The sequence below is a fragment of the Terrilactibacillus laevilacticus genome, from assembly GCF_006517395.1.
Lineage (GTDB): Bacteria > Bacillota > Bacilli > Bacillales > Sporolactobacillaceae > Terrilactibacillus > Terrilactibacillus laevilacticus.
Genome location: NZ_VDCY01000003.1, coordinates 14,827 through 35,065, shown reverse-complemented (window position 1 = coordinate 35,065; position 20,239 = coordinate 14,827). Strand labels below are relative to the sequence as shown.

Sequence of the window (20,239 nt, the reverse complement as noted above, 5' to 3'; positions counted from 1 at the left end):
TGCATAATCCCTTTTTGTAGGAGGTCATTACTTTCAGTTAAGCGGTTAACCACCTATTCTAGATGAACCAACGTCATTATGTGAAGAAGGTGATTGAATGGAAATTGCGATGTTTATTATATTTGCTGTTATCTCGCTTGTGGGTTATGTGGCAAGATCAGTCGAGAAACAAAATAAAGAGCAACGTCAGCGTATGGAAAAGCAGAAACGAATAAGAGAAAGACAAAATCGGCAAAGACAACGTTATGATTCTACAGATGAAAGTCATACGAGAAGAGATGCCGGTGAACAACCCGTAACGACGATTAATTCCGATACAGTGCCTAAGCGAGAGCAACCCGTGACGACCGTAGTCATGGAGAAGCGTGCTTCCGGGCAGGCTTTATTAGAACAATATGAAAAAATGAAACAGAAAAATCTTAGCGAGAGAGCTATGAGTTCATTAAAAGATCAATCTGTTAAACAAAGTCGAGGGGGACAATCAGATCGACCATTTGTTGTGGATCAAAAGAAATTTGCGGAATCTTTTATTTTGGCAGAATGTATTGCAAAACCGCGCGCCTATCGTCCTCATAAGGCCTTAAGAAAATTTTAATTGAAAACCAGGAGATAATGATGCTCCTGGTTTTTTGGCGCCTTAAGAAAGATGAAAATTTTAGTATAAATAGCAACTAGCATCATCTTCTTCGATGAAGCATCGAGTTGTCGCGAAGGCGAAGCCGTAGTGACATATTCTAGGCCTTTGTTCTAGCGCCTTATAGGCTGGCCACTCCAAGTTTTCTTTATGATTGTAAAATGGATACCAAGGTCTCTTCAATCATTTTTTAAGATGTGAAATATTTTTCCATAATGACGAATGGACCATAATGCTATATAATTTGAAGGGGATTTTGAAACAAAAAAAGATTGATATGAACGAAGTAATAAACATACACTTAAAATGAATACATCAAGGCAGAGGGTTAATTATGGATATAAATAAACGATATGAAGAGTTAATTTCAATGATTAAAGATAAACATAACATCAAAAAAGAGGCTCATCTAGGGGATTATACGTATACAAAGACAGGTGGAAAAGCTGATATTCTCATTTTTCCGACTTCCTATGAAGAGGTTCAAAAAATTGTTTCTTTTTCGTATAAAGAGAGCATTCCTTTAACTATTCTAGGTAATGGATCAAACCTAATTATTAAAGATGGCGGGATACGAGGCATCGTCATGAATCTAACTAAAATGACAGAAATTCGATGTATCGACAACCGAATCATGGCTCAGAGTGGGGCAGCCATTATTGATGTTTCGCGATTTGCTTTATCAAAGCATCTTACCGGTCTTGAATTTGCTTGTGGGATTCCAGGATCCGTGGGCGGGGCCCTTTATATGAATGCAGGAGCTTATGGCGGTGAGACGGCAGATGTTTTATTAAGTGCTCTTGTTGTCACTAGTGAGGGTAAAACTCTGAGATTAAACAAGGATCAGTTGGACCTTGGTTATCGAAGTAGCGCTATTGCCAAACAAAACTATCTTGTCCTTGAAGCCGAATTCTTACTTAAATCAGGTAATGAAAGAAAAATCAAAGAAAAGATGGATGAATTAACTTATTTAAGAGAATCAAAACAGCCGCTTGAGTATCCTTCATGTGGAAGTGTATTCAAACGCCCACCTGGACATTTTGCAGGGAAGCTTATCCAAGATAGTGGTCTTCAAGGGACACAAGTTGGCGGGGTGCAAGTCTCTACAAAGCATGCTGGATTTATGGTTAACGTGAACCATGGAACAGCAACAGATTATCTAAATTTAATTCAACTTGTAAAGCAAACGGTAAAAGAAAAATTTAATGTTGAATTAGAAACGGAAGTAAAGGTCATTGGTGAAGATTAGACATGATCACAAATTAATTAATTGATTTAACACAGGCATGCATTTTGTCTGTGTTTTTTTGCACTTTTTTAAAGGGGAATAAGAATAAGCGATAGGGAGGGATGGAAACCAATCCACCAATGATAGGTTTACTTTTATCTCTCGTGTAAAAACAACTGATCAAATAAAATGTTTCGTCATCACTTTTAAGTGCGTGTTCAAAAAGGTGGCGAATTAGAAGCAAGAAGATCAAGACGGCGCTGTTTTGAGGACCGGAATGTAGGCTTTTGCTACATGAGAACCGAAAAACAAGAGGGCGCCGAGATTCGTAGCTTATCATTTGGTGACTTTTTGAACAACCTCTTTAAGCTTCCTAAATCTGATTAAAATTATCAGTGCTAGGGATGATTTTTAAGTCATAGAGTGTAAAGAGGTAGGTGAGCGACATTGCGGAAATGGCAGCATAATGTTAAAAAGTGGTTTGTCAATCATTCGGAAATGCCAGTTGATGTAGTGATGGACTTACCCAGAATTACGATTATTGGACAATTACATATTTATATTGAAAACCATAAAGGGGTTTTATCCTTCTCAAATGAAGAGTTACGATTAGCCATGAAACAAGGACAACTTCTTGTTAAAGGAAGCGGCTTTGTTTTGAAAAATATTTTACCTGAAGAAATTTTGTTAGAGGGCGTAATTAAAAATGTACTATTTATAGATGAATAAAAATTGGAGGCTGAGTGGGATGAAAAACAATTGGAATAATGCAATCTACGGACATGTGAAAGCTTCCATTCACGGTCAGCTTACAGAACCATTTATAAATCTATGTGTGAAGCGGAACATTGCTATTTGGGACATTAAAAGACGTAATAAAACCACCATTGTTTGTTCACTTTATATTAAAGATATATCTAAAATAAAGCCGTTATTGAAACAAACAGACTGTAAGATTCGTTTTATAGATAAGAAGGGTTTCCCTTTCTTTATGAGACGTCTCCTTAATCGCACGGGTATCATTATCGGTCTAATGTGTGCCATTCTTATCATTACTTTTCTTTCGAATGTGGTATGGCGTATTGATGTCAAAGGTGCCGATCCGCGTTTAGAAACAAAAATAAGACAGTTGTTAAAACAACAACATTTAAAAGTTGGTGCAATCAATTTTGTTGTTCCTTCTACAGAGGTTATTGAGACGAATTTATCAGCGAAATTACCAAAAGTCACTTGGATCGGTGTTTCAAAGGATGGAACAACCTATCATATCGATGTCGTACAAAAAAAATTACCCAAAAAACAGAAAGAGACCGGACCGAGGAATCTTGTTGCGGCTAAAAAGGCCATCATCCATCGACTATTTGTCGAAAAAGGACAACCAATGGTTCAAGATGATCAATTCGTAAAAAAAGGCCAACTTCTTGTATCAGGTATCATAGGAAATGAAAATGATCCTAAGTTTATTTCATCTAAAGGACAAGTCTTTGGAGAAACTTGGTATCAAACAACAACGAAAGTTCCGTTAAATACAACGTATGAAACCTTTTCAGGACAAGAATATACAAAACACTATTTAAAAATGAATAAGTGGAAATGTTTAATTTGGGGGTTTTTTAATAGCTCCTATAAGCATGAAAAGAAAGATTCTGTTGAAAAACAGATTCATTTTCTATTTTGGGATTTACCTCTATCTTATGTAAAGGAAACGCATCGACAAGTTCATCAGTCGAATCGAGTTCTTTCTCCGCAACAAGCTTTAGATGAGGGAGAGAAAGCGGCTCAAAGACGATTAAAATCAAAATTACCGTCTAAATCAGAAATTGTTAAAAGTACGATCGAATCTAAAAAAGTGGAAAAGGGAATCTTATATTTACGGCATCGTTTTGTCGTTTATGAAAATATTGCTGTACCAAAAACCTTTAATTCTAAAAAAGAGAGAGTTAAGTTGAAGAAAAAGGCGAAAAAAGAAAAGCAAAATCAGCAGTAAATCAGAAAATTGATCTTGATCACGCTTCCATAAATGAAAGGTTCTTGTTATCATTAATCTAGATAACCTAATGGATATTCAAAAAGAAAATGGAAATATTGTGATATCGTATGGTAAACTAAAAAAAACATCACGCTGATACTAAGGAGACTGAGACATTTGCCAGAACGCCATTTATATACCATTGATTTAGAATTTGATAATGCGAATGAAACTCTTGCACTATTTGGACCAGGAGATGCCAATTTGAAAATAATTGAAAAAACGCTTGACATTTCCATTGTAACAAGAGGTGGAGCAGTGAACGTTTCAGGAAGTGAAGAAACGTATCAAACAGTTGAAAGTATATTAACAGCACTGCTCGGTTTAATACGTCGTGGTATCCAAGTAACCGAGCGTGATGTTGTTTATGCATTGAAACTTGCAAGTGAAGGAATGCTTGTTGAACTTGAAGATCTTTATGAGATGGAAATAACAGTCAATGCAAAAGGAAAACCGATTCGTGTTAAAACACTCGGTCAACGCCGGTATGTTCATGAAATGAAAAAAAACGATATGGTTTTTGCTATTGGACCAGCAGGAACAGGAAAAACGTATCTTGCTGTTGTCATGGCAGTGACGGCACTTAAGGAAGGAAAAATTAAACGTATTGTTCTGACAAGGCCTGCTGTGGAGGCGGGAGAAAGTCTAGGATTTTTACCGGGGGATTTAAAAGAAAAGGTCGATCCATATCTAAGACCTCTATACGATGCTTTACATGATGTTTTAGGAGCTGAACATACTTTGCGTCTAATTGAAAGAGGAACAATCGAAATTGCTCCACTAGCGTATATGCGCGGACGCACGCTAGAAGATGCCTACGTTATTTTAGATGAAGCACAGAATACAACTTCAGAACAAATGAAAATGTTTTTAACTCGTTTGGGTTTTGGTTCGAAAATGATTATTACTGGTGATATTACTCAAGTGGATCTACCTAAAGGGAAAAAATCAGGATTAAAAACAGCGCAAGAAATGCTTCATAGTCTTGCGGGCATCTCATTTGTGGAGTTACGTCGTATGGATGTTGTTCGTCATCCATTAGTTCAGCGTATAATTGAGGCATATGGGGATTAAGTCGAAAGCAAGAAATATTTGGGGGGAAAATCATGAGCCCAATAAAAACGTTGCAAACGATACGAAAAACGATAGTTAATAATTATACCAATTGGGTCATATACCTGGTTCTTGCTATGGTTCTCTATATATGTATGATTGGAAGTTTTCTACCAAAAAACTTAAATGTTCGCTTACATGACACAGCTACAGAAGATATCCAATCACCAGTAGAAGCCATTGATCTCCAAGCGACAAATCAATTAAAAGAAGAAGCAAGTAATTCTACTCCATCAAAATACACTTATACCGAGGAGACCTCACTTATTCAAGTTGAAAAAGTGGGCGATATATATGATGTTATTTCGGATGTTAAATCGGATAAAAACATTGACAAAGATGAAGCCGTCAAGGCTGTTCGGTCTAAGTTGTCGAGTGATGCCAGTAGAGCCTTGTCTGATAAAACAATTCAAGTCCTATTAAATGCTAAAGATAAGGATTTGATGACGGCTCAAGACATCACAAATAATCTTATTTATGAAGCGTTAAATAATAAAGTGAAGTGGAGTGATTTAGAACGAGTTCAAAATCGTGCTGTATCCTCCCTTCCTGTTTCTATGATCGGTGATAGTTTAAGAGGAGCTCTGATTGAACTTCTTCATTACGGCATTGTACCTAACTATGTCTTTGATGCTGTTGCAACTAAACGAAGCAAACAGGATGCAGCAAATTCAATTGAACCCGTCCAAATTCATCAAGGTGAAGTAATTGTAAAAAAGGGTGAGTTAATTACTCGTGACATATTAAGAGAATTAAAAGTTGTCGGTCTTCTTAAGGATCGTTTTAACATATTGCCATTTATTGGTTTGTTTATCTTTGTTTCTTTTATTATTGTCATTTTATCTTTTGAATTTAACCAGTTAAAAAAGAAAGACGGAAATGATCTATACAAAAAATTATTGATGTATGGCATTATCTTATCGTGTATGGTTATGTTAATAAAATTAGCCACATTCTTACGATTGACCAATATCCCTGGCTTAGCTTATATACTTCCAAGCGCCCTTGGAACCCTGCTTATTCGAATGTTCCTTACTGAGAGATTAGCGATTGTTACGAGTATTATTTTTGGTATGGTTGCAAGTATTACATTTGGTTCTGTATCAAAAACCGGCATATTTGACCCGCAAATGGGTCTATATGTTCTTATATCTGCATTGGCAGGGGCATCGATTATTCGAGGAAATGAGACAAAACCGAAGATACTGCAGACTGGTATGTTCATTTCTTTAACAAATATGCTTACTGTCATTATGCTAATGCTTATACAAAATAATACATTTCGCCTCGGGGACATCTTTCTCAATTTAATATTTGCTTATTTATCAGGATTTTTAACAACTATTTTAACTTTGGGGTTAATCCCGGTCCTTGAAACGGGTTTTGGTATGTTATCGACAATTAAATTAATCGAATTATCGAACCCGAATCATCCCTTGTTACGAAAAATTTTATTAGAAGCACCGGGAACGTATCATCACAGCGTAATGGTGGCCAACCTAGCTGAACGCGCATGTGAGGTTATTGGAGCAAATGGACTTTTGGCAAGAGTAGCCGCCTATTATCATGATATTGGGAAAACGAAAAGACCGCGTTTTTTTGTAGAGAATCAATTAGATGGCGTTAATCCACATGATAATCTATCGCCACAATTAAGTCGTGCGGTCATCATATCTCATCCTTATGATGGTGCAGACATTTTAAGAGCGCATAAAATGCCTAAGGAAATCATTGATATTGCAGAACAGCATCATGGAACCTCATTATTAAAGTATTTTTATTTTAAAGCTAAAGAAAGCGGACAGGATGTTCAAGAGGCGGATTTTAGGTATCCTGGTCCAAAAGTTCAGACAAAAGAAGCAGCGATTGTTGAATTAGCTGACAGTATTGAAGCAGCTGTTCGCTCAATGAAAAAACCAACTCCTATGAAAATCAACAATCTCGTTCAGAGTATTTTTAACGATCGTTTAGAGGATGGTCAATTTGATGAATGTGATTTAACCCTTCACGAACTTAAATTAGCGAAGAAGTCGATTACTGAAACGATGAATGGGGTATTCCACTCAAGAATTGAGTATCCAGATGAACAAATAGGAAAGAAGGCACAAGCAAAATGACGTTAACAATTGATATGTATGATGAGACTGGTGAATTAAGACCTGATCAAGAAAAACTAATTTCTGAATTATTGGAGCATGCAAAGGAAACTCTGGAGATAGAGGGTGACTGTGAATTATCTTTAACCTTTGTGGACAATGATCGTATTCAGGCTATAAATGCTGAATATCGTGACAAGGATCAACCAACAGACGTCATTTCCTTTGCTTTAGAAGAATTGGATGACGATGAAGTCAGCATTATCGATCCTGATTTGGAGGCTCCAAGAGTACTTGGTGATATTATTGTATCGATTCCAAAAGCCCGCGAGCAAGCTCAATCTTATGATCATTCCTTTGATCGAGAATTGGGTTTTCTTGTCATTCATGGCCTTCTCCATTTACTCGGATATGACCACATGACAGAGTCTGATGCAAAGAAAATGTTTACACTGCAAGAGGAGATTCTCTCCTCGTTTGGTTTAAAAAGAGAGTGACATATGAGTCAGCACAAGTATAAAAACAAACATTTTGGTGCTAGTGTGCGTGCAGCAACACAAGGAATCGTGAAATCTTTTAAAACAGAACGTAATTTGAAAATTGATTTACTAATGGCTATACTAGTCATTATCATCTCCTGTCTTGTACATATCTCACTAACCCATTTCATGATTGTTTTCATTTTGATTGGTGGAGTCATCAGTTTAGAATTAATGAATACTGCCATCGAACAAACGGTTGATCTTGTGACAGAAGAGTGGCATCCACTTGCAAAAGCAGCAAAGGATATGGCTGCAGGAGCCGTTTGGTTTTTTTCGATTATTTCTGCGATTATATACATGATGATTCTTTATGACACACTATCTTAGGGAGGGTTTACGATGGAAGACAAAGAACTTGTTAAATACGCGAAGAATGCAATGGAAAATGCTTACGTTCCTTATTCACATTTTCCGGTAGGTGCAGCTTTATTAACGAAAGATGGGAAAGTCTTTACAGGATTTAATATTGAAAATGCAGCCTACTCATTGTGTAATTGTGCAGAGCGGACAACTCTTTTTAAAGCATTTTCAGAAGGCGCAAAAGATTACGCTACTCTAGCAGTCATAGCGAACACGGATCGACCTGTTCCTCCATGCGGGGCCTGCCGTCAAGTGATAGCGGAACTATGCCCAAAAGATATGCGAATTATTTTATCTAATGCTTCAGGTGATATTCAAGTGACCTCAATCGCTGAATTGCTACCGGGAGCGTTTCTATCGGAGGATTTAAACTAAATGACTGAACCTTTTAAATCTGGATTTGTTGCTCTTATTGGAAGACCTAACGTCGGGAAATCAACATTATTAAATCAAATACTTGGACAAAAAATAGCCATTATGAGCGATAAAGCCCAAACAACACGAAATCGCATTCAAGGTGTATATACATCTGAAAGTGAACAAGTTATCTTTATTGATACACCAGGAATACATAAGCCAAAGCATAAACTAGGAGAGTATATGACCAAAACGGCCGTTCAAACTTTGAACGAGGTCGATCTTGTGGCTTTTATGGTTGATGCTGAAAAAGGTTATGGTCGGGGAGATCAGTACATTATTGATCTTCTTGAAAGATCGAAAACACCCGTTTTTTTACTGATCAATAAAATCGATCGTGTACATCCCGACCAGCTTCTTCCTCTCATTGATACGTATAGAAGTCATTATAATTTTGATGAAATTGTACCATTATCAGCCTTACAAGGGATGAATGTGAATACTTTATTAGAGCAAATCACGAAGTATCTTGATGAGGGCCCAAAGTATTATCCAGAAGACCAAGTAACGGACCATCCAGAACGGTTTATTATTTCAGAATTAATACGAGAAAAAATTCTCCATTTGACGAGGGAAGAAGTCCCTCATTCCATTGCAGTGGTTATTGAAAGAATAGAGCGTGATGATCAGAGAAATCGTATCGAAGTACAGGCAGCTATCGTTGTTGAGAGATCTTCTCAAAAAGGAATCATCATCGGAAAACAAGGGAGCATGTTAAAAGACATTGGAACACGGGCTCGGAAGGATATAGAATCGTTATTGGGCTCAAAAGTTTATTTGGAACTTTGGGTCAAAGTGCAAAAAAATTGGCGGGATAAAGAAGGCAGCTTGAGAGACTTTGGTTTGTTTGAGGAAGAAGAATAACCATGAAGAATAAATCTTGCAACCCCACTTTAAGAGTGGGGTATTTCTTTACACTTTAAGAAGGTAATAAAATTTAATGATTAAGTATAAGTGCAACAAGCATCATCTTCTTTGATTAAGCATCGAGTTGTCGCGAAGGCGAAGCCGTAGTGACACATTCTAGGCCACTGTCTGCGTTATAGACTGGTCGATCGGTTTCTAATCCAACATTTCTTTATTTATGTACGAACTTTATTAGCAATTTTTCCTTAACATGTTTTTCTCATTTTTGTGAACCCTAAGCTTAAACATGTGAAAGGTGGTTGTAAATATGTTAGACTTAACTTGGAAGGTTTTTTGTATGACAGGGAACATTGATACCTATCTTTTACTTAAAGAAATTGAGGATTCTCAAAATAGTCAAGATGTATTAGATAAAGATGAAATGACAACTGACGATGTTATGAACTAAATCATACAAAAAATACGTAGAAAATGAATTGTGTGGTGTATCGCACCTTGATGGAGAAAGCAGAAGGCATTATACTACGTGTGGTTGATTATGGTGAAACAAATAAAATAATAACAATTTATACAAAAGAATTTGGAAAACTGGGGCTAATGGCTAGAGGGGCAAAAAAACCTAAGAGTCGATTAGCCTCCGTTACTCAACATCTGTTTTATGGTCAATTTTTATTTTCAAAAGGGAAAAACTTGGGTACGCTCTATCAAGCTGAAACACTTGATCCTTTGCGCCATATCAAAAATGATATTTTTAAATTGGCATACGCTTCTTATCTTGCTGAAATTGTCGATAAACTAACGGAAGAACAAAGACCTTATCCTTCTTTGTACCATTTATTAATTCAGACGTTATTATATATCGAAAAAGGACTAAATGAAGAAGTTTTAACGGCTATTTTTAATGTGAAAATGTTATCTATCGCTGGAATAGACGCGACAATGGATCGATGTATTCATTGTGGAAATACAGTTGGTCCGTTCTCGTTTTCAATTAGCGGCGGAGGATACCTATGTCACGATTGTCAGATGGTCGATGAATATGCGATTCCAATGACACCCGCAACGAGCCGCCTCCTTTATTTATTTAAAAAAATAACCATTGATCAAGTTGGATCTATCAATTTAAAGAGAACAACCATTGATCAAATCAATCTCATATTAAATACTTATTTTGATCAACACTCCGGGTTGAATTTGAAGTCAAAAAAGTTTCTGGATCAAATGCACCAGATTAAATAAATAGGGGTTGCATTATTTAAATTTTAGAGCTATAATGAAATCTAATAGTTAAATATAAAATGGACTTTGTAACTAAGCAGGGCCCTTATATGTATAGTTCCATTTTGATCGGTTAATAATAAAGAATTGAAAGCATCGTCAAATACGATGCTTTTTCCTTGCGTTTTTAAGAAAATATAATTTATAATACCAAGTTGTAGAAAATGGTCAGTTCTTCTTAGCATTATCCAATTTGTGATTGAATCCTGCACCTCTTTTCGACAAAAATCGAAAAATTTAAACATGAATCTTAAAGAAGGAATTTTGGATATAGGTATAGAATAAGAAAGTATGGTGGAAAAAAATTAATCTCTATATTGATGCTGATGCGTGTCCGGTTAAACAAGATATTCTTAACATAGCTAGTGAATTTAAAATTGTGCCTATATTTGTCGCTTCATATACACATTATAGTAATAAGCGACAAGCAACTTGGGTATTTGTTGATCCAGATCGTGAAGCTGCTGATTTATACATCATCAACCATGCAAGGCAAGGGGATGTCGTTGTGACTCAGGATATGGGATTAGCCAGCTTATTAACACCTAAAGGCATTTTTGTTTTAACACCGAAAGGAAAAAACTTAAATGATAAGGACATGCCGGCTATTTTAAATCGCCGATATTTATCTTATAAGGCTCTAGCGTCAAAGCAAAAAATTAAGGGTCCAAAGGCCTTCACGGTGGGAGATCATGAAAATTTTTCTTCTATGCTCAGAAAATTGTTATGTCAATGCAATCTTTAGGATATAAATTAGTAATATATTGGTGGTGCATAGCCAATTGAGAGTTAAAGAAGAAACGATTGATCAAATCCGGCAATCTTTGGATATTGTTGAGGTTGTCATGGATTATGTTCAATTAAAGAAACAAGGCAGAAACTATTTTGCTTGTTGTCCTTTTCATAGTGAACAAACACCATCTTTTTCGGTTTCACCTGATAAACAAATCTTTCACTGTTTTGGATGTGGAATGGGTGGCAATGTCTTCACGTTCATTATGGAAATAGAAGGTATGTCTTTTATAGAAACCGTTCAATTTCTTGCTGAAAAAGCTAATATTGATCTAGGTGAAACAGTTTCCAATCAAGTAGGTCAGACAAAAAGGGATAAAAATGATCGTGAATCACTGTATTTTGCTTTTGATTTGATAAGTCAATTTTATCATTATCTTATTAAAAATGAAAAGTTCGGAAATCTTGGTTTGACTTATTTATTAAACAGAGGTTTTACGAAAGAGATTATCCAAAAGTTTAACATTGGGTATGCAGTCGATTCATGGGATACTTTAACCCATTTTTTGCAAAGAAGAAAAATTGATCTAGCTCTCATGGAAAAGGTTGGAATTTTATCAAAGAGACAGTTTGATCATAAATATTTTGATCGATTTCGCAACCGGATTATGTTTCCTATTGCTAACCATCGAGGCAAAGTGGTTTCATTTGCTGGTCGTGTGTTAACTGATGAGAAACCAAAATATATTAATACGCCTGAATCAGAAATTTTCCATAAAGGGAATCTTCTGTTTGGTTTTCATTTAGCTCGTCAAGAAATTAAAAGAACCAATCAAGTCATCTTGTTTGAAGGCTATCTTGATGTGATTAAAGCCCATCAATGTGGGGTAACAAATTGTGTGGCTTCAATGGGTACATCATTGACTGAAACACAAGCCTCATTACTCACCCGTCATGCTGAGACAATTATTATCTGCTATGACTCAGATGATGCTGGAATAGAAGCAAGCTTTCGTGCGGCTGCTATATTAGGCAAAGAACAACATATAATAAAAATAGCAAAAGTACCGAATGGATTAGACCCCGATGACTACATGACAAAATTTGGTGGCGAAAAGTTTAGTTCAGATGTAATAGGGGCAAGTCAAACGGTCATGTCTTTTAAAATGAATTATTTTAGAAGAGGAAGAGATCTTAATGATGAAGGAGATCGCATGCGTTATGTAGAAGAAGTGATAAAGGAAATTGCGACTCTTACTAAGGCAGTCGAACGAGATCATTATTTAAGAATGCTTTCGGATGAATTTTCAATTTCCCTTGACGCATTAAAACATCAGCAGTATCAAATTTATCGTCAAAGGCAAAAGAAAAATCAAACTCAAAATCAAAATCATCCAAAAAGGCCACCAGTCATCTTTAACAAACTAACAACACTTTATCCGGCACATGAAATGGCAGAACGGAGATTACTCGCACATATGATGAGAAATGATGAAATATCAGAAAAGGTGCAGGAAGTAATCGGTGGATCATTTCATGTTCCTCTGCATCAAGCCATAGCCGCACACCTTTATGCTTATTATTTAGGTGGGAATCCACCAGACGTGGGTGCATTCATACAATATTTAAAAGATACCGAGCTTCAGCAAAAAGCAAGTGACATTGCTATGATGGATGTAAATGAAGAAGTATCAGACCTAGAAATTGATGATTATATGAATCAGATTCAAAAATATAATAAGATAACAGAGGTTGAACGGCTTGAGGCTGAAAGAAAAAAAGCTGAACAGAATAATGATTTTGAAGGTGCTACCAACCTATTAGCTGAAATGATAACTATTAAAAATCAGCTGAATAGAAGATAACTAAGATGGTGAGAACTATGAGTATTGGAAGGAGGGGGTCAAATGGCTGGGAAACCAAGCAAGGTAGACCACGAGTTAACCGTTGACCAAGCAAAAGAACAACTTCTTGAAGTTGGTAAAAAAAGAGGTACCTTGGCCTATCGGGAGATCGCTAATAAGTTAGCGCCATTTGATCAGGACTCAGAGCAGATGGATGAATTTTACGAATTTCTGTCGGAACAAGGCGTCGATGTAACGGAAGATATTCAGGATCATGCAGAGTCCGATAATAATAATACAAAAGAAGAAGAATTTGATTTGAACGATTTAAGCGTCCCGCCAGGAGTAAAAATTAATGATCCTGTACGTATGTATTTAAAGGAAATTGGTCGTGTGGATTTACTATCAGCAACCGAAGAAATTGAACTCGCAGAACGGATTGAAAAAGGCGATGTCGAGGCTAAAAAGAGACTCGCAGAAGCCAACCTTCGTCTTGTCGTAAGTATCGCTAAAAGATACGTGGGAAGAGGCATGTTATTTTTAGATCTCATACAAGAAGGTAACATGGGATTAATTAAAGCTGTTGAGAAATTTGATTACCGAAAAGGCTTCAAATTTAGTACTTATGCAACATGGTGGATACGGCAGGCCATAACCCGTGCTATTGCTGACCAAGCGAGAACCATTCGAATTCCAGTACACATGGTAGAAACCATTAATAAATTGATTCGTGTTCAAAGACAACAACTTCAAGACTTGGGTCGTGAACCAACTCCAGAAGAAATTGGGAAAGAAATGGACCTACCACCTGAAAAAGTTAGAGAAATTTTAAAAATTGCTCAAGAGCCCGTCTCATTAGAAACACCAATTGGTGAAGAGGATGATTCACATCTTGGGGATTTCATCGAAGACCAGGATGCACAAGCCCCTTCAGATGCAGCCGCTTATGAGTTATTAAAAGAACAATTGGAAGATGTTCTTGATACATTGACAGATAGAGAAGAAAATGTCCTTAGACTTCGCTTTGGCTTGGACGATGGAAGAACGCGAACCCTAGAAGAAGTAGGCAAAGTTTTCGGTGTAACAAGAGAACGTATTAGACAAATTGAAGCCAAAGCACTAAGAAAACTCCGTCATCCAAGTAGAAGTAAACAACTTAAAGACTTCTTAGATTAATTGATGTCATAGCTTACTTTCTTTTCAGAGAGTAGGCTTTTCTTTTTAACACTTTAAGTGCGTATTCAAAAAGGTGACAAATTAGAAGAAAGAAGGCTAAGACCGGCGCTGTTAAGAAAGTATAAAAATTTAAGGTATAAAGTGTAAGTTCGGGCTCATGCCACTGTCTGCGTCTAATAGGCTGGCCAATCGGCAAATTTTCTTTACTGTCGTATTCGTATTTTATGATACATACAAAACGCTATTGCCTTACATTCATTTTACTGATTTTTACTGTAAGATGCAAACGGTATTTTTATCGAACTTTGAAAATTTTCTTTTAATTAATATTTAGTACAAAGACTATTAAAAATGGAGAATAAAATGCAAAACATAAACCTTTCTAAACGCTTAAAAAAAGTGGCTTCGTATATCCCCAGAAATAGTAAAATAGCTGATATTGGATCTGATCATGCTTATCTACCCTGCTACGCTCTACAAAATGGCTTGATTAATGAAGCCATTGCAGGTGAAGTAAATGAAGGACCCTATTTATCTGCTGTACATACAGTCGAAGAATGTCAATTATCAACTCTCGTTCAATGTCGACTAGGAAACGGTCTTTCAGTTATTAGTAAAGGAGAGGTTGATTGCATCATTATTGCTGGTATGGGTGGTGAACTCATAAAGCAAATTCTTGAAAATGGAAAAAGTCAATTATCAACAAAAGAAAGGCTTATTTTACAGCCAAATGTCGCTTCTGATCGAGTAAGAACATGGTTAGACACCAATGATTGGTCAATTATAGATGAATCTATATTAGAGGAAGATCAGCATATTTATGAAATTATTGTCGCAGAGAAAAGTAAGGAGATTCATCAGAATTTATCAGATATTGAACGTTTAATGGGTCCTTATTTGATAAAAGAAAAAAATGACGTATTTATAAAAAAATGGGCTCATGAAGCAGATAAAATGAGGAAGATTATAGAATCCTTAAAGGAAACAACACAAACCGAAAACATTTTAAATAAAATCGAACTATTTTGTGAAAGAGAGAACCAAATAAGGAGGCAGCTAAAATGACGGACAGGATTCACGGACAACGTCTTATCCAATTACTAGAAGAATGGGTACCAAAAAAACTGGCTTTTGAAAATGATAAAATCGGATTACAAATAGGAACATTAAATAAAAAAGTTAAGAAAGTCATGATTACGCTTGATGTTCTTGAAAATGTAGTACAAGAAGCGATTGATCGGAAAGTTGATCTAATCATCGCGCATCATCCCGTGATTTATCGCCCTTTGAAGACCATTCATCCAGATGAAGGTCAGGGGAAAATTGTCTCCGCCTGTATTCAGAATCATATTGCCGTTTATGTTGCCCATACGAATTTAGACATCGCTCCCGGTGGGGTAAATGATATGCTCTCTCAAGAGCTTGAATTACAAGATATCGATATTTTGAAACCGACAACCCACGAATCATTATATAAACTGTCTGTCTATGTTCCAGAATCACATGCGCACATTGTACGGGAAGCCATGACAGGAGCGGGTGCTGGGCATATTGGAAATTATTCATCTTGTACTTTTTCAAGCCAAGGAATTGGTACGTTTTTACCAGGAGAAGCAACCCATCCGTTTATAGGTCAATCGGGGATGCTTGAAGAGGTAATAGAAGTTAAAATAGAAACGATTGTGCCTAAATCTTTGTTAAACAAGGTTGTAAGAACGATCGAGCGCTCACATCCATATGAAGAGGTCGCTTATGATATTTACCCACTTGAAAATAAAGGCCAGGCTTATGGATTGGGGAGAATTGGAAAATTAAAGAATACCATGTCGTTAGAGGAGCTTGCCGTTCATGTGAAGCACCTTTATGAAATGGACGGAATTCGCGTTATTGGAGATCTAAAGAAACAGGTCAGTAAAGTGGCGATATCCGGCGGTGATGGTAATAGTCTCATCCCTTATGCTAAGTATAAAGGGGCCGATGTTCTAATTTCTGGTGATATTTATTATCATACGGCACATGACGCTCTCCTACATGGATTGACCGTTATTGACGCGGGGCATTATATAGAGAAGGTTATGAAGAAGTATGTTTGTGAATTTCTAAAAAATGTTATCAAAAAAGAAAATTATCAAACAGAGGTTATTGTTTCTGAAAGTCATACAAACCCCTTTACCTATATGTAAGAAAATAATGCCTGGTGTAGGTTTGTATGGTTTTCTCATATTCCGCGCATGAAATAAGGTAAAAGCGCTTGAAAAAGAGAATATGCGACTTGGATGGTGTAATCAAAACGATGAATGAGACTCGTTTTGATTTCATTAAGTCATGATGTATGAACTATTAAATAAGGATCATGCATATATCATATATGCATGATCCTTATTAAAATTCAAACCGTTTTACTAGTTGTTTAACTAGGAATGATCATGATTTTGTCATTTTTTTATCTCGTCGATGTTTCGAGCGACTGTCGGATATTTTCACCTTTGGAAGAATACTTTTTCCCTCAGAAGCTTTTTTTCGTAATACCCATGTATCCGGATTGTTTGGGTCGTACTGATCTAAAAATAAAATAACATCTTTTGTTAATTGAGTAGGGGTAGAAGCCCCGGCTGTTACGGCGACTTTATTAATTCCTTTCAGCCAATCGAGCTCGAGTTCTGATAGATCGGCAATGCGATGCGCAGGGGTACCTGCAATTTCGATCGAAACTTGGGCTAATCGATTTGAATTATTGCTACGCTTATCGCCAACGACGAGTAATAGATCAGCTTCTTTAGCTTGTTCTGCAACAGCTTCTTGTCGAGTTTGGGTGGCCAAACAAATTTCATTGTGAATTTCTGCTTGTGGATATTTTTCAATCACATGATTCATGATTTCTCGAACATCCCACTGACTCATCGTTGTTTGATTGGTTATGATGATCTTATCTGCTTTAATATTAAGACGTTCAACGTCTTCGTGTGTTTCAACAAGATGAACAACTTCAGGTGCGACACCAATCGCCCCTTCTGGCTCTGGGTGTCCTTTTTTACCTATATAAATAAAATGATAGCCTTCTTTTTTCTTTTCTGTTATTAAATCGTGAGTTTTCGTAACATCAGGGCAGGTCGCATCAATCGTTTTTAAACCTTTTACTTTAGCTATTTTTCTGACCTCAGGTGAAACCCCATGAGCTGTAAAAATAACGGTTCCCTTATCTATTTCATTTAATAGATCAATTCTTTTCTTGCCGTCAAGAGTAATAATACCCTCTTCTTTAAATGCTTCTGTCACATGATGGTTGTGAACGATCATCCCTAATATATAAATTGGCCTTGGTAATTCTTGATTCATGGCCGCTTTTCTTGCAATAACCATAGCGTCTACAACGCCATAACAATATCCCCGTGGTGAAATTTTTATAACTTCCAAAAATAAGCCTCCTCATGAAGCGTGTTTTCCTTATGGAATAAAGGATCATACATTAACCATTATAAAGGAGGCGAGTTTCAATGACAATAAGGATGATTAGACGTATAGTTTAGGAACCGAAGGACGAATATTTAAGGAATCCTCATTTTTTTTAACTTGATGGTTCTTTCGATTTTTCTTCTCCTTCGATGAAGGCATATCACTCTGCTGTTCTTTAGACATAGAGTGATCATGATTTGGCTTATCAGGTTCCGTATGATCCATCTCTCCATGATCCGATTCGTTAGCAGATTGTTTATCTATTTCCTTCTTATCATTTTCTCCTGTATCAGCTTCACTAAATTCTTTAAATGATTTCATCATCTTAAATAGGGCAGGTGCATTTTTTACAAGAGGTCCAAATTTTTGAACCATGGGTATGACCGTCTGTGCCGTATTGATGGCTTTTTGTACATTGGTAAACATCCCCATTAAATTTAAACCGTTGGAAGCAGATTGAGCCGCGCCAGCTATTTGGCCAGCTTGGGATAAAAATTCTGGTGCTGCTTGGGTCATTTGTCCAAGACGACCAAATTGACCCAACTGAGATCCAAGACTTGGCGGAACGCCTCCAGTAAATGGCATGGTCGGCATTTGGACGGGCCCTTGATTTAATGCCTGTTTGAAGGGAAACAAATATTAACACTCCTTTCATTTACATACAAACTGTAAAGTCTATGCCTAATATAGCCTCTTCTTAGTGTATGCATGATCAATAGTGAAAGTGTAAGCGATTGTTTATATAAAAACGAGCTGAATCTGTTATTGATATTAATGAAATATGTTAAGATAAAAAAGAATGAAAGTGCGTGTTCAAAAAGGTGACAAATGAAAAGGGTTACTGGCTAAGTACGCTGGCATTCTGCAAGAAACGCCAGTTACTTGCCCGTCTTGGGCGTCGGAAGGCTAAGAGCGGCGTCAGTTTTCTTTGGACCAGCATTCCTCGCGTTGTGGTAGCTTCTGGCGCCATTGTGAGCGGTTTTAGCTAGAGATCCTCTTATATCCATTACATGAGGACCGGAAAAACAAGCGGGCGTCGAGATTCGCAGCTTATCATTTGGTGACTTTTTGAACAACCTTTGAAAGGATGATATACATGTTGAAAATTGGGTCTCATGTATCCATGAGCGGAGATAAAATGCTATTAGGTGCTAGTCAAGAATCTGTAAAGTATGGGGCTACAACATTTATGATTTATACAGGGGCACCACAGAATACTAGACGCAAAGCGATAGAAAAATTAAATATTGAAGCAGGAAGAAAACATATGGAGGAGCATCATATTGAAGATATTGTTGTACATGCTCCCTATATTATTAATATTGCCAATACCGTTAAACCAGAGACTTTCGAAATTGGTGTTAACTTTTTAAGGAAAGAAATCGATCGTACACAGGCTATCGGAGCTAAACAAATTGTGTTACACCCTGGATCACACGTTGGTGAAGGGGAAGATAAAGGGATAGCTAAAATTATTGAAGGATTGAATGAGGTCCTTGTGAAAGATGATTCGGTCAATATTGCATTAGAAACGATGGCAGGTAAGGGATCTGAATGTGGTTATCGTTTTGAGCAACTTGCTAAAATAATTGATGGTGTAGTTCATAATGATAAGTTATCCGTATGTTTCGATACATGCCATACACATGACGCTGGTTACGATATTGTCAATGACTTTGACGGTGTTCTTGATGAATTTGATCGGATTGTTGGCTTAGATCGTATTAAGGTTGTTCATGTTAACGATAGTAAAAATCCTTGTGGTGCTAGAAAAGATCGCCATGATAATATTGGATATGGTCACATAGGCTTCCAGGCTTTAAATTATGTTGTGCATCATCCAGCATTTGAGAAACTTCCGAAGATTCTTGAGACACCTTATGTAGGTACAGATAAAAAGAATAAAAAACCACCTTATAAATTTGAAATTGAAATGCTTAGAAATCAGTCATTTAATGAAAATCTTTTAGAAGATATATTAAATCAATAATCAAAGAAAGTAAAAAACACGAGTTTGTCTCATTTTTTCTCGTGTTTTTCACACTTTATCGGCTGAACAAACATTCAATTCTTTATGAAGACTATTTAGTTTCCTTTTATAAAGTTTAAAAATAACTTGTTAACTTCTGCAACGAGATTTGGATCAATTGTTTTTGAGAGGGCATTAATCACCTTATTACGTTCACTATCATTAAAAATATTAATATGTTTACCATTGAAGTGAGAGACAATTTCTTTTGCTTGTTGAGGATTAATTTGAAAACCATATTGGGCACCATAACGAAGTAATTCTTCAGGCGTTACTGAATTAATCTTTTGATTAATCATCTGCTGAATAAATGCATTCATGAGATTCACTCCTATCCATTTTTCTTCACTTCTAACATATGATGCAATAGCAAAAATATCATAAACAAAAAATCGATCTATATCGGAACAAATTGACAAATTAAAATCAAGGTTTGTCAAT

Annotated in this window: 21 protein-coding genes; 18 read left to right on the top strand and 3 right to left on the bottom strand. The window is 36.4% G+C overall.

The genetic code is table 11. From position 1 onward, the window contains the following. Positions 1–97: 97 nt before the first annotated feature. The 17 genes from FG390_RS05080 (at position 98) to FG390_RS05000 (ending at position 16,499) form a co-directional block, all read left to right on the top strand. On the top strand, positions 98–595 hold the full coding sequence (locus FG390_RS05080; protein WP_141189962.1) for a hypothetical protein: 498 nt from the start codon (positions 98–100) through the stop codon (positions 593–595). Positions 596–968: 373 nt separating this feature from the next. Continuing rightward, positions 969–1,883, top strand: coding sequence for a UDP-N-acetylmuramate dehydrogenase (gene murB / locus FG390_RS05075; protein WP_141189961.1), 915 nt, complete (start codon positions 969–971; stop codon positions 1,881–1,883). A gap of 426 nt (positions 1,884–2,309) precedes the next feature. Further along, positions 2,310–2,591 carry a sporulation protein YqfC gene (gene yqfC, locus FG390_RS05070; protein ID WP_141189960.1) on the top strand — a complete coding sequence of 94 codons (282 nt, stop codon included), beginning with the start codon at positions 2,310–2,312 and terminating at the stop codon, positions 2,589–2,591. A 19-nt stretch (positions 2,592–2,610) separates the two neighbouring features. Continuing rightward, positions 2,611–3,849 carry a sporulation protein YqfD gene (yqfD, locus tag FG390_RS05065; RefSeq protein WP_181406381.1) on the top strand — a complete coding sequence of 413 codons (1,239 nt, stop codon included), beginning with the start codon at positions 2,611–2,613 and terminating at the stop codon, positions 3,847–3,849. A 159-nt stretch (positions 3,850–4,008) separates the two neighbouring features. After that, positions 4,009–4,965 (top strand): PhoH family protein, encoded by a 957-nt coding sequence (locus FG390_RS05060; RefSeq protein ID WP_141189958.1) that lies wholly within the window; start codon positions 4,009–4,011, stop codon positions 4,963–4,965. A gap of 32 nt (positions 4,966–4,997) precedes the next feature. Then, complete coding sequence (locus FG390_RS05055; protein WP_141189957.1) at positions 4,998–7,121, top strand: HD family phosphohydrolase; 2,124 nt, start codon at positions 4,998–5,000, stop codon at positions 7,119–7,121. Next, the gene (ybeY, locus tag FG390_RS05050; protein WP_141189956.1) at positions 7,118–7,597 is read left to right on the top strand and encodes an rRNA maturation RNase YbeY; all 480 of its coding nucleotides are present in this window, start codon (positions 7,118–7,120) and stop codon (positions 7,595–7,597) included. Before FG390_RS05055 ends, ybeY begins: the two co-directional genes overlap by 4 nt. A 3-nt stretch (positions 7,598–7,600) precedes the next feature. Further along, positions 7,601–7,969: a diacylglycerol kinase family protein gene (locus tag FG390_RS05045; RefSeq protein ID WP_141189955.1), complete on the top strand. Its 369-nt coding sequence runs from the start codon at positions 7,601–7,603 to the stop codon at positions 7,967–7,969. A 12-nt stretch (positions 7,970–7,981) separates the two neighbouring features. After that, entirely contained in the window at positions 7,982–8,377 is a 396-nt protein-coding gene (locus FG390_RS05040) for a cytidine deaminase (RefSeq protein ID WP_141189954.1), read from the top strand. Further along, the gene (gene era, locus FG390_RS05035; RefSeq protein ID WP_141189953.1) at positions 8,378–9,283 is read left to right on the top strand and encodes a GTPase Era; all 906 of its coding nucleotides are present in this window, start codon (positions 8,378–8,380) and stop codon (positions 9,281–9,283) included. It begins immediately after the preceding gene. 310 nt (positions 9,284–9,593) lie between these two features. Beyond that, positions 9,594–9,734, top strand: a complete 141-nt coding sequence (locus FG390_RS05030; protein ID WP_141189952.1) for a YqzL family protein — start codon at positions 9,594–9,596, stop codon at positions 9,732–9,734. A 50-nt stretch (positions 9,735–9,784) separates the two neighbouring features. After that, the gene (gene recO, locus FG390_RS05025; protein WP_141190206.1) at positions 9,785–10,525 is read left to right on the top strand and encodes a DNA repair protein RecO; all 741 of its coding nucleotides are present in this window, start codon (positions 9,785–9,787) and stop codon (positions 10,523–10,525) included. 343 nt (positions 10,526–10,868) lie between these two features. Then, the gene (locus FG390_RS05020; protein WP_141189951.1) at positions 10,869–11,309 is read left to right on the top strand and encodes a YaiI/YqxD family protein; all 441 of its coding nucleotides are present in this window, start codon (positions 10,869–10,871) and stop codon (positions 11,307–11,309) included. 37 nt (positions 11,310–11,346) lie between these two features. Further along, positions 11,347–13,161 carry a DNA primase gene (gene dnaG, locus FG390_RS05015; protein WP_141189950.1) on the top strand — a complete coding sequence of 605 codons (1,815 nt, stop codon included), beginning with the start codon at positions 11,347–11,349 and terminating at the stop codon, positions 13,159–13,161. A 42-nt stretch (positions 13,162–13,203) separates the two neighbouring features. Then, complete coding sequence (gene rpoD / locus FG390_RS05010; RefSeq protein WP_141189949.1) at positions 13,204–14,316, top strand: RNA polymerase sigma factor RpoD; 1,113 nt, start codon at positions 13,204–13,206, stop codon at positions 14,314–14,316. Between the two features lie 363 nt (positions 14,317–14,679). Next, positions 14,680–15,381, top strand: a complete 702-nt coding sequence (locus FG390_RS05005; protein ID WP_141189948.1) for a tRNA (adenine(22)-N(1))-methyltransferase — start codon at positions 14,680–14,682, stop codon at positions 15,379–15,381. Continuing rightward, entirely contained in the window at positions 15,378–16,499 is a 1,122-nt protein-coding gene (locus FG390_RS05000) for a Nif3-like dinuclear metal center hexameric protein (protein ID WP_141189947.1), read from the top strand. Before FG390_RS05005 ends, FG390_RS05000 begins: the two co-directional genes overlap by 4 nt. Before the next feature lie 241 nt (positions 16,500–16,740). On the opposite strand, the gene FG390_RS04995 is transcribed toward FG390_RS05000, so the two are convergent. Together FG390_RS04995 and vrrA are read right to left on the bottom strand one after the other, a co-directional pair. Then, the gene (locus FG390_RS04995) at positions 16,741–17,730 is read right to left on the bottom strand and encodes a 4-hydroxy-3-methylbut-2-enyl diphosphate reductase (protein WP_141189946.1); all 990 of its coding nucleotides are present in this window, start codon (positions 17,728–17,730) and stop codon (positions 16,741–16,743) included. 96 nt (positions 17,731–17,826) lie between these two features. After that, positions 17,827–18,405 carry a VrrA/YqfQ family protein gene (vrrA, locus tag FG390_RS04990; RefSeq protein ID WP_246092777.1) on the bottom strand — a complete coding sequence of 193 codons (579 nt, stop codon included), beginning with the start codon at positions 18,403–18,405 and terminating at the stop codon, positions 17,827–17,829. 460 nt (positions 18,406–18,865) lie between these two features. Here vrrA and FG390_RS04985 point away from each other — a divergent pair, with 460 nt between their 5' ends. Continuing rightward, positions 18,866–19,759: a deoxyribonuclease IV gene (locus tag FG390_RS04985; RefSeq protein WP_141189945.1), complete on the top strand. Its 894-nt coding sequence runs from the start codon at positions 18,866–18,868 to the stop codon at positions 19,757–19,759. Between the two features lie 95 nt (positions 19,760–19,854). On the opposite strand, the gene FG390_RS04980 is transcribed toward FG390_RS04985, so the two are convergent. Continuing rightward, positions 19,855–20,118 carry a DUF2624 domain-containing protein gene (locus tag FG390_RS04980; RefSeq protein ID WP_141189944.1) on the bottom strand — a complete coding sequence of 88 codons (264 nt, stop codon included), beginning with the start codon at positions 20,116–20,118 and terminating at the stop codon, positions 19,855–19,857. Positions 20,119–20,239: the final 121 nt, after the last annotated feature.

Bases quoted from the DNA above. Each gene is read 5' to 3' on its own strand.
- FG390_RS05080 (WP_141189962.1), top strand. From the start codon at position 98: ATGGAAATTGCGATGTTTATTATATTTGCTGTTATCTCGCTTGTGGGT.
- murB (WP_141189961.1), top strand. From the start codon at position 969: ATGGATATAAATAAACGATATGAAGAGTTAATTTCAATGATTAAAGAT.
- yqfD (WP_181406381.1), top strand. From the start codon at position 2,611: ATGAAAAACAATTGGAATAATGCAATCTACGGACATGTGAAAGCTTCC.
- FG390_RS05055 (WP_141189957.1), top strand. From the start codon at position 4,998: ATGAGCCCAATAAAAACGTTGCAAACGATACGAAAAACGATAGTTAAT.
- ybeY (WP_141189956.1), top strand. From the start codon at position 7,118: ATGACGTTAACAATTGATATGTATGATGAGACTGGTGAATTAAGACCT.
- FG390_RS05045 (WP_141189955.1), top strand. From the start codon at position 7,601: ATGAGTCAGCACAAGTATAAAAACAAACATTTTGGTGCTAGTGTGCGT.
- FG390_RS05040 (WP_141189954.1), top strand. From the start codon at position 7,982: ATGGAAGACAAAGAACTTGTTAAATACGCGAAGAATGCAATGGAAAAT.
- era (WP_141189953.1), top strand. From the start codon at position 8,378: ATGACTGAACCTTTTAAATCTGGATTTGTTGCTCTTATTGGAAGACCT.
- FG390_RS05030 (WP_141189952.1), top strand. From the start codon at position 9,594: ATGTTAGACTTAACTTGGAAGGTTTTTTGTATGACAGGGAACATTGAT.
- recO (WP_141190206.1), top strand. From the start codon at position 9,785: ATGGAGAAAGCAGAAGGCATTATACTACGTGTGGTTGATTATGGTGAA.
- rpoD (WP_141189949.1), top strand. From the start codon at position 13,204: ATGGCTGGGAAACCAAGCAAGGTAGACCACGAGTTAACCGTTGACCAA.
- FG390_RS05005 (WP_141189948.1), top strand. From the start codon at position 14,680: ATGCAAAACATAAACCTTTCTAAACGCTTAAAAAAAGTGGCTTCGTAT.
- FG390_RS05000 (WP_141189947.1), top strand. From the start codon at position 15,378: ATGACGGACAGGATTCACGGACAACGTCTTATCCAATTACTAGAAGAA.
- FG390_RS04985 (WP_141189945.1), top strand. From the start codon at position 18,866: ATGTTGAAAATTGGGTCTCATGTATCCATGAGCGGAGATAAAATGCTA.
- FG390_RS04980 (WP_141189944.1), bottom strand. From the start codon at position 20,118: ATGAATGCATTTATTCAGCAGATGATTAATCAAAAGATTAATTCAGTA.